We start from the raw sequence: 14,924 nt of genomic DNA on the forward strand, positions 1-14,924 counted from the left end.
CATGCGCCCGGCGAAGGCGGCGGCGTCGACCCGGTCGATCGGCGGATCGCACGACAACTCCACCGTCAGATCGCGCGGCGGGGTGCGCGCGGACGGCGGACGTTCGGGCAGGGCGCGAGCGCAGCGGTGCGCCGCGATCGCGTCGGCGCCGAACCGGGAGCCGACCTGGGCCGGAGTGAGCGCGGCGAAATCGCCGACGCGCCGCAACCCGAGCCGATGCAGCAGATCCACCAGCTCGACCCGTTCGGGCGCGGCCAGCGCCGGTTCGACGGCCAGCTCACCGATCGGCAACGGTGCCAGGAAATCCGCCCCCGCTCCTGGCGCCACGATGGTGTCGCGACGCGCCGCGAGCACCGCCGTGGACACTTCATCGGCGATCCCGATCTGGGCCTCGGCTCCTGCCGCGGCCACCACGTCGACGAGCCGTTCGGCCGCGGCTTCCTCGGAGCCGAAGAACCGGGCCGCGCCGCGCACCCCGAGGACCAGCAGCCCCGGCCGCAGCACTTCCACACCGGGGACCGCGGCGTCGACCGCGGCCACCACCGGCTCGAACAACCGTGCGTCCCGATCCGGATCCGCCTTGGCGATATAGAGCTCGGGGCAGCGGGCCTGCGCCTCCCGGCGGCGCAGCCCGCGCCGCACCCCGTCGGCCCGTGCGGTCGCCGAACACGCCACCACCTTGTTGGCCGACAACACCGCGACCGGCCGGCTGGCGGGCACCTTCCCCAGTGCCGCCGCCGCGACCGCGGGCCAATCCGGGCACCACACCGCGAGGACCCGGACCGGTCGGGTCATGGTGGATCACCGTCCCTGGCCGCGTGCTCTTTCATCGACTCCGCTGCCGCGGTCCTGCGCGGCGACCATCCGCGCAGGATCCACCCGGCCCGGTCGGCGGCCTTCATGAGGCGGCGTCCCGCACATCGCTGGGTTCACTTGCGGTCGCGTGGGTTTCGCTGCTCGTCCATTCCATGCGTCCCGCGCGCCGGCGCAGCGTGATTCGGCCGGTGCGCGGCGTCGACGCCCGACCCGCCACCTCGACCTCCAGGGAGATCGAATCGAGCCTGCCGCGGCCGAGGCCGAGCCCGGTATAACCGGCCACCCGGGTGCCGAGCCGCAGCGACGGGGCGGGCCAGCGGCCGCCGGTGACGACCAGGACGGCGCCCTTGTTCCTGGCCCGCGCGGCGATCACCCTGGCCCTTGCCGGGGCGACGGCAGCGCCGCCGAGATCGAGTAGGACCAGATCGAGCCCGTCGAGCAACACCGCGGCCACCTCCAGCGCATCCTGGCCCGGATCGGCGACGACGGCGATCCGGCCCAGCTGCGCCCCCATCTCCGCCGCCGCGAGCAAGCCGAGCTTCGGCATGCCGACCACCGCCGCATGCCCGCCGTCGGCGGTGACCGCGGCCAGCAGGCCCGCCAGCAGCGATCCCGCACCCGCGTACGCCACCACCGACCCCTTGACCAGACCACCGTCGGGCAGGAGCTCGGCCAGCGCCGACGGTACGGGCAGCGTTTGCCTGCGCACCCCCTCCGAAGTGGGCAATCGGGCGGCTGCGGATTCGCCGCGGCCAGGTACCGCCGCGATCTTGCGCCGCAGCTCCGCCAGCTCCTGCGCCGTCGCACGCCCCGGTTCCCGCGAATCCGAACCCATCACTCACCTACCTCTACGGGGACTCCTGCTCCGGCCGACGGCACCGGAACCTGCCCGACGCACCGTCCGAGCTCGGCCGATCCGGCTCCGCCCGGCCCGGCGATGGTCACCACACGCGCACCTCGCGGCGCCTGTCCGTCGAAGAAACCCCGACTCCTCGACGGTTCAGCACCGATCCAGCTATCGATCTGTCTCGAATATACGTTCGAATGACTCCCAGTAGAAACCCGCCCCTGAGATCCGTCAAGCGCGCGCCGCGGCCCCTCGCGCGGCGGCCGCCGTGACCACCGTCACGACGGCGAACTCCCGGTCCGAATCCGGCCAGCTACCACGGAATTCGGCTAGTCTCGCACCATGATCGATCGTCCCCGTCCCATCGTCGGCCCGGACTATCTGGTGGCCGGCCGCTACCGCCTGCAATCGAAACTCGGCGGCGGCGGCATGGGCGCGGTCTGGCTCGCGACCGACCGGCTGCTGAACCGCGACGTCGCCATCAAGCAGGTGCTGTCCACCGCCGGGCTCGACGAGGACGAGGCGAACCGGATCCGCGAGCAGATCATCCACGAGGGCCGGGTCGCGGCCAAGCTCTCCCACGAACATGCCATCGCGGTCTACGACGTGGTGCTCGAGGCCGGTGAGCCCTGGCTGGTGATGGAGCACCTACCCTCGCGCAGCGTGGCCAAGGCGCTCGGGCTGTTCGACGCGCTGCCGGTGATCGAGGTCGCGCAGATCGGCGCGCAGGTCGCCGACGCGCTGGCCGCCGCACATGCCGTCGGCATCGTGCACCGCGACATCAAACCGGGCAATATCCTCGTCGCCGATCGCGGGCCAGGCGTGGGGATGGCCAAGCTCAGCGACTTCGGCATCTCGCGCGGTTCGGGAGAGTCCGCCGACGAACCCGATGGCGTCATCACCGGTACCCCCGCCTACCTGCCGCCGGAAGTGGCCCGCGGTGCCAGGCCGACCGAGGCCAGCGATGTGTTCTCCCTCGGCGCCACCCTCTACACCGCCATCGAGGGCCAGCCGCCGTTCGGCTTCGACGACGACAGCGACGCCATCGTCGAGCGCGCGGCCATGGCGCAGATCATTCCGCCCAGCCGCAGCGGTGTGCTCACCCAGGCGCTGCTGCACATGATGGAACCGGCGCCGCAGCGTCGCCCGACCATGGCCGAGGCCAGGGACGAAATCCTCACCGCCGCTTTCGGTCCCGGCACCGCGCCCTACATCATCGGCGCACCGGTGCGCACCGAGGACGGCACCATCCCCGCCTGGGCGGCCCGCAATTCGGCGTCGGGGCTGCGCAGCCCGCTGTCGACCCCGCTGCCGCGCCGCACCCAGCCCGCACAGGCGCCGGTCGCGCCCGCTCAGCCGCAGCTGGGCGCCAAGAAGTTGCCGCAGCCGAGCAACGCGCCGCTGGCCATCGCGATCGGCATGCTGATCGGATTGGTGATCATCATCGCCGTCATCGTCGCGCTGCTGTAATCGCAGGCCCTAATCGATCCGCCTGCGGTGCGCCCAGCGGGTCAGCGCGTTGCGGTTGGACTGCTGGGTTTTGCGCAGCACGTTGGAGGCATGGGTCTCCACCGTTTTCACCGAGATGAACAGGGTTTCGGCGATTTCGCGGTAGGTGTAGCCGCGCGCGAGCAGGCGCAGCACCTCCAACTCGCGCGGGGTCAGCGAATCCAGTTCCGGATCCAGCGGCGGTTCCGGCGCCGGGGATTTCCCGGTGAACGAGTCGAGGACGAAACCGGCCAGCCTGGGGCTGAACACCGCGTCGCCGCCCGCGACCCGGCGGATGCCGTCGGCCAGTTCGGCGCCGGAGATGGTCTTGGTGACGTAGCCGCGCGCACCCGCCCGGATCACCGCGATGACGTCCTCCGCGGCATCCGACACACTCAGCGCCAGGCACACCGGGCCGTCATCGATTCCGGACAGCACCGCGACACCGCCACCGTCGGGCATGTGCACGTCCAACAGCACCACATCGGGGCGGGTGCTGTTGATCCCGGCCACGGCCTCGGCCACCCCACCGGCCTCACCGACCACCTCCATATCGGTTTCCCGGCTCAACTCCGCCCGCACCCCGGAACGGAACACGGCGTGATCGTCGACGAGAAAGACCTTCACCGCCACCTACTTCTCCTTCACCGGACAGCCCTATCCGCCGTCACCACTGTGTCGCGGTCGCCCGCGACAGTTCCATCGGTACCACACCGGAGACGACGGTCAGCGCTGCTCGGCGCGCACCGCGGACCCGCTCGGCCGGGTCAGCGGCTGCTCGGCAACCACTTCGGTGTCCTCCTCGGAGCGAGTTCCGGCGCCTGCGGTGGCGTCCTCCTCGGTCCCGGTCTCGCTCCCGGAATCGGTGCGCGGCATGATGATCCGCACCTCGGTGCCGCGCCCGGGCGTGGACACGATCTCCACCTGCCCGCCGCGCCGCTCCACCCGGCCACGGATGGACTTGGCCAGCCCCTGACGATCCGCCGGCACCGCGTCGACGTCGAAGCCGACACCGCGATCGCGCACGAACACGCTCACCTGGTGGGGTTCGGTCTCGGCGAACAGATCGATGACGGGCACGTCCGCGTGTTTGGCGGCATTCACCAGCGCCTCGCGGGCGGCGCCGAGCACGGCGGTGAAATGTTCCTTTGGCAGGCCGGATCCGGTGTCGGCGATATCCATCGATACGTCGCCGACGGTCACCGGCGTCACCTTCACCCCGTGCTGGTCTTCCACCTCACCGGCAATGGTGCGCAGCGCCGCGGCCAGGCTGGACTGGGCGGGCGCGGCGTCCTCGAACAGCCAGCGGCGCAGTTCGCGTTCCTGGCTGCGCGCCAGCCGCACCACCTCGTGCGGATCATCGGCCTGACGTTGGATCAGCGCGAGCGTCTGCAACACCGAATCGTGCAGGTGGGAGGCGATCTCCTCGCGTTCCTCATTGCGGATGCGGGCGGCGCGTTCGGCGTTCAACGCCCGCATCATCCGCAGCCACAGCGGCACCGACAGCAACCCGGCCCCGAGCAGCGTCACCGCGACGGCCAGCAGCGCCGAACCGAGCGAACCGATATCGATCCCGGCCAGCACCACCACCGCCAGCCCGGCCACGATCAGGGTGATGCCCGCGACGATGCGTGACCAGGTCACCATCGTCGGTTTGGCAGGCAGCCCGAGCAGCGACCGCGGGCCGTCCGCGTCGTACTCGCGCCATACCAGGGCCGCACCGACCGCCACCGCGATCAGCGGGACGATGATCCGCGCCGCGGTCCCGCTGAACAGCGCCGACATCGCCACCGACAACCCGAACCCGAGCAGCGCGAGCCCGATGGCCTGGCGCCGCTCCTGCCCGGACGGCCGCACATCGTCGGCGCCGCCAGGAGTGAAGATCCACAACATCGCATACGCGACGATCCCCGCCCCCGCCAGCGCGGACAGCAACACGAATGCCATCCGCACCTTGAACACGTCGACCCCGAGATGGTCGGCGATGCCGCCGGCCACTCCGCCGACGATCCGCCCACCCGTGCGCCGCACCAACCGCCCCCGCGCCTGCTCCCCTGGCTCGGCCACCCCGCGAGCAGCATCGAACCCACGCGCGTCGAACGCCGGAACAGACGGATACATACTCCCGATACTGGCACGCATCGCCGACACCCAGCCATCGGGAAACACCCTGAGATCGGCGGTAGCGATTTCCGTCGGTGCGGTTCAGGAGGATTTTCAGGGTGAACCCCGATGCGCAGGACGCAGGCCGGGGCAGACCATGGATCCCATGACGAAGACGAGCTTCGGTGAGCAGCTTCAGCAGATGTGGCGGACGCGGCCGGTGCGGTTGCCGCGGCGCGGGCCGATCGCGGGCGTGGCCGCCGGGTTCGGGCAGCGCTACAACGTCGATCCGGTGCTGGTGCGGGTGGCGTTCGTGGTGTCGACGATCTTCGGCGGGGCAGGCATCGTGCTGTATCTGCTGGCATGGCTGTTGTGCAGCGCGGAAGGCGACGAGACCTCGGCGGCCGAGTCGCTGGTCGGCAAGGGGCACAGCTCCCAGTCGCAGACCAAGACCATCGTGTTGATCGTCGCGCTCGCCATCGCGGTGAGCGCGGTCGGGCCGATCGGGGTCGGACTCGGCGGGTCCGGGGTGATCGGGCTGGCGTTCATGCTGGCGGGTTGGTGGATGCTGTATCTGCGCACTCCACAGCCGCCCGCTCCCGAATTCGACGACCGGCTCGCCGGTACCGGATATCCGGGCACCGCCTTCCCACAGACCGCTCCGCTGTGGACCGGCGCTCCCCCGTTCCCCACACCCACCTACGGCCCGTACACGCCGTATACGAAACTGCCGGATCAGTACGTCCCGGATCAGCCGGTGGTGCTCGACAAGGCCACCGATGCGCCCCGAGCCGCGCGGTCCGAGGAGAACAGGACCGACGTGCTGAACACCGATCGCCCCACCGAGGTCCTCGCGAGCACCCAGACCACCGACGTCCTGCATACCGGCGAGGCCACCGCGGCCTCGTCGCCGAGCCCTGCACCGGACGCCGGCGCGCCGCCGGATGACGAGCCAGGTTCCACCGGCCTCGCCGCTACCGGGCCGGCCGAACCGGCGAAACCCCAGCTCACCAAGGCCACGCAACCGGCGCCGAGTGCCCTGCGCACCGCAGGGGTGACCCCGCCCTCCTGGGATCCGCTCGGTGTGGCACCGCTGGCCTGGGATCTGCCCGAACCGTCGCCCGTGCGCACGGTGGTCGCACCGGAGCCGAAGAAGCCGCGCTCCCGGCTGACACCGGTGGTGCTCGGTCTGGCGATACTCGCCGCGGCGGGCGCGGGTGCGGCGGCCGCGTCCGGAGTGGAGTGGATGACGCCGGGCCGGATCGCCGCGGTCGCACTCGGCGTGATCGGTCTCGGCCTGATCCTCGGTGCGTTCCTGCGCCGCGGCTACGGATTGCTGGTGGTGACCGCGCCGCTGGCCGGGTTCGTTGTACTGGCCTCGATGATCGGGCCGATCGATTTCGACGGCGCCACCATGGGCGAGCAGGTCTGGACTCCGGCGGCGACCACGGACCTGAAGCCGGGCTACGGCGTCACGATGGGGTCGGGCACGCTGGATCTGCGCCGGCTGGTCCTCACCGAGAACCGCACCGTCGACGTGTCGGTGCGGATGGGCGAGGCGATCGTGCTCGTGCCCGAGAATATGAACGTCCGCGCCGACTGCACGGTGCGGATGGGCGAGGCCCAATGCCCCGAAGGTCTGATCGGGCCCGGCGGTGACGCACCGGTGCTCGATCTCACCATTGATGTCCGAGCGGGAAGTGCGGAGGTGCGCCGTGGCTGACAACCACACCGAAACCCGTCACGGGCCGTCGTTCTCGCTGCTGATCGTCGGCCTGCTGGCGCTGGCATTGAGCGTCTGGGCCCTGCTCGGCCCGGTGTCGTGGCCGGCGACAGGGGTCGTCTCGATCGGCTGGATCATCGTGGTGACGGCCATCGTCGTCGGGCTGCTGCTCGTGCTGTCCCCACGTAAACGTCGATAGCACAACCGAATACGAACCGCCCGCCGCCCCCGGCGGGCCGTTCGCGTCGAACACCCGGATCCACCCGCCGCGGTCGGCTCGAGAAGCCCTCCGCGGCAACCCGACTCGACCGACAGGAGATCCGATGTCGCAGCACAGTTCCGACCGTCCCGAACAGCGCGATCATCCGCGGCTGACGTCCGAAGAGCCTGCGGCCGAGCCCGCTCCCGCCGCTCCGGCGGCGGGTGTTCCGCTGGGCCGCATCATCCTCGGCCGCGCCTGGCCCTACCGGGTCGGCTGAATCATTCCCATTCGATGGTGCCCGGCGGCTTGCTCGTGACGTCGAGCACCACGCGATTGACCTCGGCCACCTCGTTGGTGATCCGGGTGGAGATGCGCTCGAGCACGTCGTAGGGCAAGCGGGTCCAGTCCGCGGTCATGGCGTCCTCGCTGGACACCGGGCGCAGCACGATCGGATGACCGTAGGTGCGGCCGTCGCCCTGCACGCCGACGCTGCGGACATCGGCGAGCAGCACCACCGGGCACTGCCAGATCTGCCGGTCCAGCCCGGCCGCGGTGAGCTCTTCCCTGGCGATGGCGTCGGCCTGGCGCAGCGTGTCCAGCCGATCCTCGGTGACCTCGCCGACGATGCGGATGGCCAGGCCCGGGCCGGGGAACGGCTGCCGGGAAATGATCTCCTCGGGCAGGCCGAGCTCGCGCCCGACCGCGCGGACCTCGTCCTTGAACAGCAGCCGCAGCGGCTCGACCAGCTCGAATTCCAGGTCTTCCGGCAGTCCGCCGACATTGTGATGGGACTTGATGTTGGCGGTGCCCGCACCGCCGCCGGACTCCACGACATCCGGGTACAGCGTGCCCTGCACCAGGAACTCGACCTTCGGGGTGGCACCATCGCTGCCGGCCTGCTCGCCGACGACCTCGGAGACCGCGTCCTCGAAGGACCGGATGAACTCCCGGCCGATGATCTTGCGCTTCTCCTCCGGATCGGTGACGCCCTTCAGCTCACCGAGGAACTGATCGACCGCGTCGACGGTCACCAGCCGGGCGCCGGTCGCGGCGACGAAATCCTGCTGCACCTGCTCACGCTCACCCGAGCGCAGCAGGCCGTGGTCGACGAACACACAGGTCAGCTTGTCGCCGATGGCGCGCTGCACCAGCGCACCCGCGACCGCGCTGTCCACGCCGCCGGACAGCGCGCAGATGGCGTGCCCGTCGCCGACCTGCTCACGCACCCGCTCGATCAGCGATTCGGCGATATTGGCCGGGGTCCAGGTGGCCGGGATGCCCGCGATCTCGTGCAGGAAGCGGCTGAGCACCTGCTGGCCGTGCGGGGAATGCAGCACCTCGGGGTGGTACTGCACACCGGCCAGCCGACGGGCCGGATGTTCGAACGCGGCCACCGGCGCACCGGCGGTGGTACCGGTGACCTCGAAACCGGCGGGCGCGTCGGTGACGGCGTCACCGTGGCTCATCCACACCGGCTGGATGGTGGGCAGGCCGCCGTGCAGCACACCACCATCGATATTGAGTTCGGTGCGGCCGTATTCGCGGGTGCCCGTGTGGGCGACGGTGCCGCCGAGGGCCTGCGCCATCGCCTGGAAGCCGTAGCAGATGCCGAATACCGGCACCTCGAGGTCGAACAGCCGCGCGTCCAGCTGCGGCGCGCCCTCGGCGTAGACGCTGGACGGCCCGCCGGACAGGATGACGGCCAGCGGCTGCCGTTCGGCGATCTCCTCGACCGAGGCGGTGTGCGGGACCACCTCGGAGTAGACACTCGCCTCGCGGACTCGACGGGCGATCAGCTGCGCGTACTGCGCACCGAAGTCGACGACGAGGACGGGTCTCTGCGAATCTGCCACCCGAACAGTCTAGAGCTCGGTCTTCTCCGCCCCGACCGCAGCCCGCACGGCGCCGAATCGCCCGACGCACCCCGGTACGGCTGACTATCCTCGACGTCGTGCCATTCGCCCGCGCGATCGATGCCGACATCCACTACGAGGACACCGGCGGCAACGGTCCGCTGGTGCTATTGGCACACGAATTCTTCATGGACCGCACCATGTTCGCCGCGCAGATGGACGCGCTGGCCCCGGAGTTCCGCATCGTCACCTGGGATGCGCGCGGACACGGCCACACCAGAGACCAGGGCCTGCCGTTCACCTACTGGACCGCCGCGCGGGACGCGCTGACCGTGCTCGACCATCTCGGTGCCGAACGCGCCGTGGTCGGCGGCACGGCCCAAGGCGGGTTCACCGCCCTGCGCACCGCGCTCATCGCGCCCGAACGGGTCGCGGGACTGATCCTGATCAGCACCGAAGCACACGGGCCCACGCCCGAGCAGTCGACGGCCACACAGCGTTTCCTGGCCGAGTGGTACGACGACGGCTCCCGTCCGCGCGCCGTGCAACGCCTCGCGCACTGGCTCATCGGCGACCACGACCGGCATCGCTCGGTGTGGACCGAACGCTGGCTCGCCCACGACCGCCACCGCATCGAAGTCGCCGCGGGCTGCCTGCTCGGCCGCGATTCGGTGCTGGACCGGCTGTCCGAGATCAGCTGCCCGGCCCTGGTCGTGCACGCCAGCCACAGCGGCATCGCCCGCGAGCGCGGCAAACTGCTCGCCGAATCGATTCCGGGATCGACGTTCGTGGAAATCGACGGCGCGCGGCTGGCGGTGACGATGACCCATCCGGACCCGGTCAATCACGCGATCCGGCAGTTCCTGCGCGGCCGCGCCGTCAGTTCCGCCGGTCGCGGCCGCTGAACACCATCAGGCGCGGACGCTGAGCCCGACCTTCTGGAACTCCTTCAGATCCGAGTACCCGGCCTTCGCCATCGAACGGCGCAGCCCGCCCACGAGGTTGAGCGAACCGAACGGATCATCCGACGGCCCGAACAGCACCCGCTCCAGGCTCGGCCGCACCGAATCCTCGCCGTCGCCACCCAGCTCCCACGGATCGTCCACATGCAGCAGCGAACCGCGCGGGACCGAGGGATGCGCCGCCGCCGACGGCCAGTACCAGCCGCGCCCCGGCGCCTCGGCGGCCGCGGCCAGCGGCACCCCGATCATCGCCGCGTCCGCGCCGCAGGCGATGGCCTTCGCCAGCTGACCCGAGGCCGCGATATCGCCGTCGGCGATCACATGCACATAGCGGCCGCCGGTCTCGTCCAGGTAGTCGCGGCGCGCCGCGGCGGCATCGGCGATCGCCGTCGCCATCGGCACCCCGATACCCAGCACCTCACCGGTGGTGGTCGCGCCCGGGTAGGAGCCGTAACCGACGATGACGCCTGCCGCGCCGGTGCGCATCAGATGCAGCGCGGTGCGATGATCGCTCACCCCGCCGGCCACCACCGGCACATCCAGCTCGGCGATGAAGGTCTTCAGGTTCAGTGGCTCGCCGTCGCCGACGTGCTCGGCGGAGATGATCGTGCCGTGCACCACCAGCAGGTCGATGCCGGCCTGCACCAGCGCCGGCGTCAGCGACTGCGCGTTCTGCGGACTCACCCGCACCGCCGTCGTCACGCCTGCGGCCCGCACCTGCGCGACCGCCGCCGCCAGTAGATCGGGCTGCATCGGCGCGGCATGCAGCTCCTGCAAGAACGAGATCGCCCGGTCGTAGCCACCCTTGGCGACCAGATCGAGCAACTGCTCGATCTTGGCCGACACATCCGCGTGCCGCGCCCACAGTCCCTCACCATTGATGACGCCGAGGCCACCGAGCCGGCCGAGCTCGATCGCGAACTCCGGCGAGACCAGGGCATCGGTCGGGTGGGTCAGGAACGGGATCTCGAACCGGTAGGCATCCAGCTGCCAGGCCAGCGACACCTGCTTGGCCGAGCGGGTGCGGCGCGAGGGAACGATATCGATATCGTCCAGCTCGTAGGTACGGCGGGCCGTCCGGCCCATCCCGATCTCGACCATGTCGCGCACTGCTCGCTCCTGTATCTAATTGCGGCGCCTCCGGCGCCGCGTGTTCGCGGCCCCCGGTGTCTCGTGTTTGCGCGACCGCTACTTGCCTTCGGCGTGCGCAGCGGCCGCGTAAACACGAGACGGGCCGCGAACGGGGCTCCTCGAGGTCGCCCCTCCGTTGTCTGGACTTGCGGCACTTTGCATCGCAAGCTCGCGTCCGTGGGCAGGCCACGGCCAGGATTCTGTTTGTAGTGGATCTGGACACAGCGTGCCGTCACCGTCTACGAACGATACCCACCGTGGCTGGTTCCACGACTGCTGGCATGCCGGAGCGACCCGGACGAATCGGATGCCAACTCCGGGGCCGCCCAAGCCGCACCGGTCGTGCCGCGGGCACGGCCGGCTCGGGTCAGCCGCGGCCGGTGTAGTTCGGTGCCTCCACCGTCATGGTGATGTCGTGCGGGTGGCTTTCCTTCAGCCCGGCCGCGGTGATCTGCACGAACTGGGCTTCCTGCAACTCCGCGACGGACTGCGAACCGGTGTAGCCCATGGCCGCGCGCAGGCCGCCGACGAGCTGGTGGATGACCTGGTTGACCGGGCCGCGGAAGGGCACCCGGCCCTCGATGCCCTCGGGGACCAGCTTGTCCTCGGCGAGCACGTCGTCCTGGAAGTAGCGGTCCTTGGAGAAGGACTTGGCCTGCCCGCGGCCCTGCATGGCGCCCAGCGAACCCATGCCGCGGTAGCTCTTGAACTGCTTGCCGCCGACCAGGATCAGCTCACCGGGCGATTCGGCGGTACCGGCGAGCAGCGAACCGAGCATCACCGTGGACGCGCCCGCGGCGATGGCCTTGGCGATATCGCCGGAGAACTGGATGCCGCCGTCGGCGATGACCGGAACACCGGCCGGCTTGCACGCCGCGACCGCCTCCAGAATGGCAGTGATCTGCGGGGCACCGACACCGGCGACCACGCGAGTGGTGCAGATCGAGCCCGGCCCGACACCCACCTTCACCGCGTCCGCGCCCGCCTCGACCAGCGCCTGCGCGCCGGCGCGAGTGGCGATATTGCCGCCGACCACCTGGATGCGGTCGCCGACCTCGGCCTTGACCTTGGTGACCATCTGCAGCACCTGCGCCTGATGGCCGTGCGCGGTATCGACCACCAGCACATCGACGCCCGCGTCGGCCAGCGTCATCGCGCGCGACCAGGCGTCGTCACCGACACCGACCGCGGCGCCGACCAGCAGGCGGCCGTCGCGGTCCTTGGTGGCGTTCGGGTACTGATCGGTCTTGACGAAGTCCTTGACGGTGATCAGGCCGCGCAGCCTGCCCTCACCGTCCACGATCGGCAGCTTCTCGATCTTGTGCCTGCGCAGCAGGCCGAGCGCGGCCTCCGCCGTCACCCCCTCTTGGGCGGTGATCAGCGGCGCCTTGGTCATCACATCGGCGACCCGGCGATCCTGGTCGACCTCGAAGCGCATATCGCGGTTGGTGATGATGCCGACCAGCGCGCCGGTCTCGTCCACCACGGGCAGGCCGGAGATGCGGAACCGCGCGCACATCGCGTCGACCTCGGCCAGGGTGTCGGTGGGGCGGCAGGTCACCGGATCGGTCACCATGCCCGCCTCGGAGCGCTTGACCGTCTCCACCTGGCTCGCCTGATCGGCCACCGACAGATTGCGGTGCAGCACGCCCATACCGCCCGCTCGCGCCATGGCGATGGCCATCCTGGCCTCGGTGACGGTATCCATCGCCGAACTACACAGCGGGGTACGCAGCCGGATCTCCCTGGTCAGCTGGCTCGAAGTCTCGACCGAACTGGGAATGAGATCCGAGGCCGCGGGCAGCAGCAGCACATCGTCGAACGTGAGGCCGAGCATGGCGATCTTGTTCGGATCGTCACCACCCGTATGAGGGCGGACAGCGCTTCGTTCGCCCGGTACGGGATTACTCATTCGGATCGACCCCTCCTGGACGTCGACAGTGCCGCGAGGGCCGGACCGGCCTGCGGACTGTTTCATGGGATGGACTGTGCGGATCTGACACCGACGGGTGTCGGGTACACGTCGGCGGGTTTCACCTATGGTATCTGTCCGGTGGAACACGCCTCGAGTGAGGCCGCCGGGGAAACTGGCTGCGCGCATAGCTGGCGCAGACCGCCCTGTTCTGCGTACCGTGGGGATGTGCGTGACCATCTACCACCTGGCTTGCCGCCGGATCCATTCGCCGGAGACCCCTCCGACCCGTCGGCCGCGCTCGATGCCATCGAGCCGGGCGAACCGCTGGATCCTCATGAGCGCCTCGCGGTCGAGGAGGATCTCGCCGACCTCGCGGTGTATGAAGCGCTACTGGGCCATCGCGGCATCCGCGGCCTGGTCGTGAGCTGTGAGGACTGCAGGCAGGATCACTACCACGACTGGGACATGCTGCGCGCCAATCTGCTCCAGCTACTGGTCGACGGCACGGTCCGCCCGCATGAGCCGGCCTACGATCCGACGCCCGAGGCCTACGTCACCTGGGATTACTGCCGGGGCTACGCCGACGCTTCGATGAACGAGGCGTTCCACGGCGACGGCTTCGACGGTTTCGACAGCTGATCGGTTCCCTCGGCCACATCGGTCCGATTTCTCGGTCCGCCACGCGAACACGCCACGCGTGCGCCAGATCATGATGTGCGACATCTCACGCACCTTCCCACCGTCTGGAACAGCCACGGACACAAAAACACCGACCGTCTTCCGACGATCGGTTTCACCCGTCTTTGGATCCCGCTTCAGTTGTGGTGACCGTTGACCCGCGGTCAGCCCGTGGTCGACCCGCCCGTGCCCGGCGTGCCGGTGTCACCACCACCGGCCGACGGCACGGTGGTGATGACCGGGGGCTCGACGATGGTCGACTGCGACACCGTGGTCGGCGTCACCGGCGGTTGCGTGGTCTCCGGCGGCGTGGTCGGCTCGACGGTCGGCGGAACGCCGGTGTCCTGCGGGCCGGTCGTCGGCGGAGTGGTCGGTGCGGTCGTATCCGGAGCGGTGGTCACCGGCGGCTTGGTGCCGGACACCGTCGGATCCACGCCCATGATCGTGGGCGCGGTGCTGCCGCTGTCGCCACCGACACCGCCCGGCCGCGTGGTCTCGGGCCTCCCCGGACGTGCGGTCTCGTTGGGTGTCGTCGTGACTCCGCCCGGACGCGTGGTCTGCTCGAGCTGGGCGGCCGCCTCCGGCGACACCTTGCGTAGCTCGTCGAGCAGCTGCTGCCAGCGTTCCAGCAGAACTTCGCGCTTGGCCGGATCGTCCACCTGGGTCGCATTGGTCGACGCCTGCGCCAACCGAGCCCTGGCACGTTCGGGATTGCCCTGCTCGATCAGCTCCTGCGCCGCGGCCAGATCGTCGTCGGCGCGCTGCACCACGGTCGACTGGGCCTGCTCGCTGAACACCACTTCTTTGACCCGCCACAGCGGATCACCGGGCTCGGCGTTATAAGAGAAGGCCGTCATACCGCCGAACACCAGCGCCAAGGCCGCAGCGGTGCCCGCGATCGGGCGCACCAGCCGCAGCCGTCCACCCGCCTTGGCACCGACCCGCGCCTGGCGCGCGCCGATTTCCTGATTGACCGCCGCGACCACCGTGTCGAGATCCGGAGCATCCGGAATCGGTGGTGCGATGATCTCGGCCCGCCAGTCGGCCAGCAAAGCCGCCAACTGGAACTCTTCGGTGCTGTCGGTCTGGACCGGCCCGTCGCTGGCGATGGCATCGATCAGCGCGTCGTCGCGGCGTACCGCCGCGATGTCCACCGGAGCGTTGTCGCCAGAGGACCCCTCGGCGTAGGGACCGCTGTCCCGCGAT

The 14,924-nt window shown here is 70.2% G+C and carries 14 protein-coding genes; 6 read left to right on the forward strand and 8 right to left on the reverse strand.

Going from position 1 to position 14,924, the window contains the following annotated elements; translation table 11 throughout:
- Together GV790_RS25955 and GV790_RS25960 are read right to left on the reverse strand one after the other, a co-directional pair.
- On the reverse strand, positions 1 to 795 hold a 795-nt coding region (locus tag GV790_RS25955; protein WP_163816966.1), incomplete at its 3' end, for a DNA polymerase Y family protein.
- Between the two features lie 103 nt (positions 796 to 898).
- The gene (locus GV790_RS25960; RefSeq protein ID WP_163816968.1) at positions 899 to 1,651 is read right to left on the reverse strand and encodes a hypothetical protein; all 753 of its coding nucleotides are present in this window, start codon (positions 1,649 to 1,651) and stop codon (positions 899 to 901) included.
- 354 nt (positions 1,652 to 2,005) lie between these two features.
- Between GV790_RS25960 and GV790_RS25965 the strand changes: the two genes are divergently transcribed.
- Positions 2,006 to 3,133, forward strand: a complete 1,128-nt coding sequence (locus GV790_RS25965) for a serine/threonine-protein kinase (protein ID WP_163816970.1) — start codon at positions 2,006 to 2,008, stop codon at positions 3,131 to 3,133.
- Between the two features lie 9 nt (positions 3,134 to 3,142).
- Here the strand turns inward: GV790_RS25965 and GV790_RS25970 are convergent, their stop codons facing one another.
- Entirely contained in the window at positions 3,143 to 3,778 is a 636-nt protein-coding gene (locus tag GV790_RS25970) for a response regulator (protein WP_138456382.1), read from the reverse strand.
- 99 nt (positions 3,779 to 3,877) lie between these two features.
- Positions 3,878 to 5,272 (reverse strand): PspC domain-containing protein, encoded by a 1,395-nt coding sequence (locus GV790_RS25975; protein WP_256673530.1) that lies wholly within the window; start codon positions 5,270 to 5,272, stop codon positions 3,878 to 3,880.
- A gap of 139 nt (positions 5,273 to 5,411) precedes the next feature.
- On the opposite strand from GV790_RS25975, the gene GV790_RS25980 reads away from it, so the two are divergent.
- The 3 genes from GV790_RS25980 to GV790_RS25990 all read left to right on the forward strand — a co-directional run bounded on the left by GV790_RS25980 (position 5,412) and on the right by GV790_RS25990 (position 7,456).
- The gene (locus GV790_RS25980; protein ID WP_163816972.1) at positions 5,412 to 6,977 is read left to right on the forward strand and encodes a PspC domain-containing protein; all 1,566 of its coding nucleotides are present in this window, start codon (positions 5,412 to 5,414) and stop codon (positions 6,975 to 6,977) included.
- A complete protein-coding gene (locus tag GV790_RS25985) occupies positions 6,970 to 7,176 on the forward strand; it encodes a hypothetical protein (protein WP_163816974.1) in 207 nt (68 codons plus the stop codon). The genes GV790_RS25980 and GV790_RS25985 overlap by 8 nt, the downstream gene beginning before the upstream one ends.
- Positions 7,177 to 7,300: 124 nt before the next feature.
- Entirely contained in the window at positions 7,301 to 7,456 is a 156-nt protein-coding gene (locus GV790_RS25990; protein ID WP_163816976.1) for a hypothetical protein, read from the forward strand.
- A 1-nt stretch (position 7,457) separates the two neighbouring features.
- Here GV790_RS25990 and guaA read toward each other — a convergent pair whose 3' ends face one another.
- Positions 7,458 to 9,032 carry a glutamine-hydrolyzing GMP synthase gene (gene guaA / locus GV790_RS25995; RefSeq protein ID WP_163816978.1) on the reverse strand — a complete coding sequence of 525 codons (1,575 nt, stop codon included), beginning with the start codon at positions 9,030 to 9,032 and terminating at the stop codon, positions 7,458 to 7,460.
- Positions 9,033 to 9,130: 98 nt separating this feature from the next.
- Between guaA and GV790_RS26000 the strand changes: the two genes are divergently transcribed.
- A complete protein-coding gene (locus tag GV790_RS26000; protein WP_163816980.1) occupies positions 9,131 to 9,937 on the forward strand; it encodes an alpha/beta fold hydrolase in 807 nt (268 codons plus the stop codon).
- 6 nt (positions 9,938 to 9,943) lie between these two features.
- Here GV790_RS26000 and GV790_RS26005 read toward each other — a convergent pair whose 3' ends face one another.
- Positions 9,944 to 11,104: a GuaB3 family IMP dehydrogenase-related protein gene (locus tag GV790_RS26005; RefSeq protein WP_036533472.1), complete on the reverse strand. Its 1,161-nt coding sequence runs from the start codon at positions 11,102 to 11,104 to the stop codon at positions 9,944 to 9,946.
- A 388-nt stretch (positions 11,105 to 11,492) separates the two neighbouring features.
- Entirely contained in the window at positions 11,493 to 13,103 is a 1,611-nt protein-coding gene (guaB, locus tag GV790_RS26010) for an IMP dehydrogenase (RefSeq protein WP_375139427.1), read from the reverse strand.
- 162 nt (positions 13,104 to 13,265) lie between these two features.
- Here guaB and GV790_RS26015 point away from each other — a divergent pair, with 162 nt between their 5' ends.
- On the forward strand, positions 13,266 to 13,679 hold the full coding sequence (locus GV790_RS26015) for a DUF5319 domain-containing protein (protein WP_036533470.1): 414 nt from the start codon (positions 13,266 to 13,268) through the stop codon (positions 13,677 to 13,679).
- 203 nt (positions 13,680 to 13,882) lie between these two features.
- Here the strand turns inward: GV790_RS26015 and GV790_RS31690 are convergent, their stop codons facing one another.
- Positions 13,883 to 14,872, reverse strand: a complete 990-nt coding sequence (locus tag GV790_RS31690; RefSeq protein ID WP_280210699.1) for an anti-sigma-D factor RsdA — start codon at positions 14,870 to 14,872, stop codon at positions 13,883 to 13,885.
- Positions 14,873 to 14,924: the final 52 nt, after the last annotated feature.

Source organism: Nocardia cyriacigeorgica, from assembly GCF_010858045.1.
Classification (GTDB): domain Bacteria; phylum Actinomycetota; class Actinomycetes; order Mycobacteriales; family Mycobacteriaceae; genus Nocardia; species Nocardia cyriacigeorgica_E.

Bases quoted from the DNA above. Each gene is read 5' to 3' on its own strand.
- GV790_RS25975 (WP_256673530.1), bottom strand. From the start codon at position 5,272: ATGTATCCGTCTGTTCCGGCGTTCGACGCGCGTGGGTTCGATGCTGCT.
- GV790_RS25980 (WP_163816972.1), top strand. From the start codon at position 5,412: ATGGATCCCATGACGAAGACGAGCTTCGGTGAGCAGCTTCAGCAGATG.
- guaB (WP_375139427.1), bottom strand. From the start codon at position 13,103: ATGAAACAGTCCGCAGGCCGGTCCGGCCCTCGCGGCACTGTCGACGTC.
- GV790_RS25960 (WP_163816968.1), bottom strand. From the start codon at position 1,651: ATGGGTTCGGATTCGCGGGAACCGGGGCGTGCGACGGCGCAGGAGCTG.
- GV790_RS25990 (WP_163816976.1), top strand. From the start codon at position 7,301: ATGTCGCAGCACAGTTCCGACCGTCCCGAACAGCGCGATCATCCGCGG.
- GV790_RS25965 (WP_163816970.1), top strand. From the start codon at position 2,006: ATGATCGATCGTCCCCGTCCCATCGTCGGCCCGGACTATCTGGTGGCC.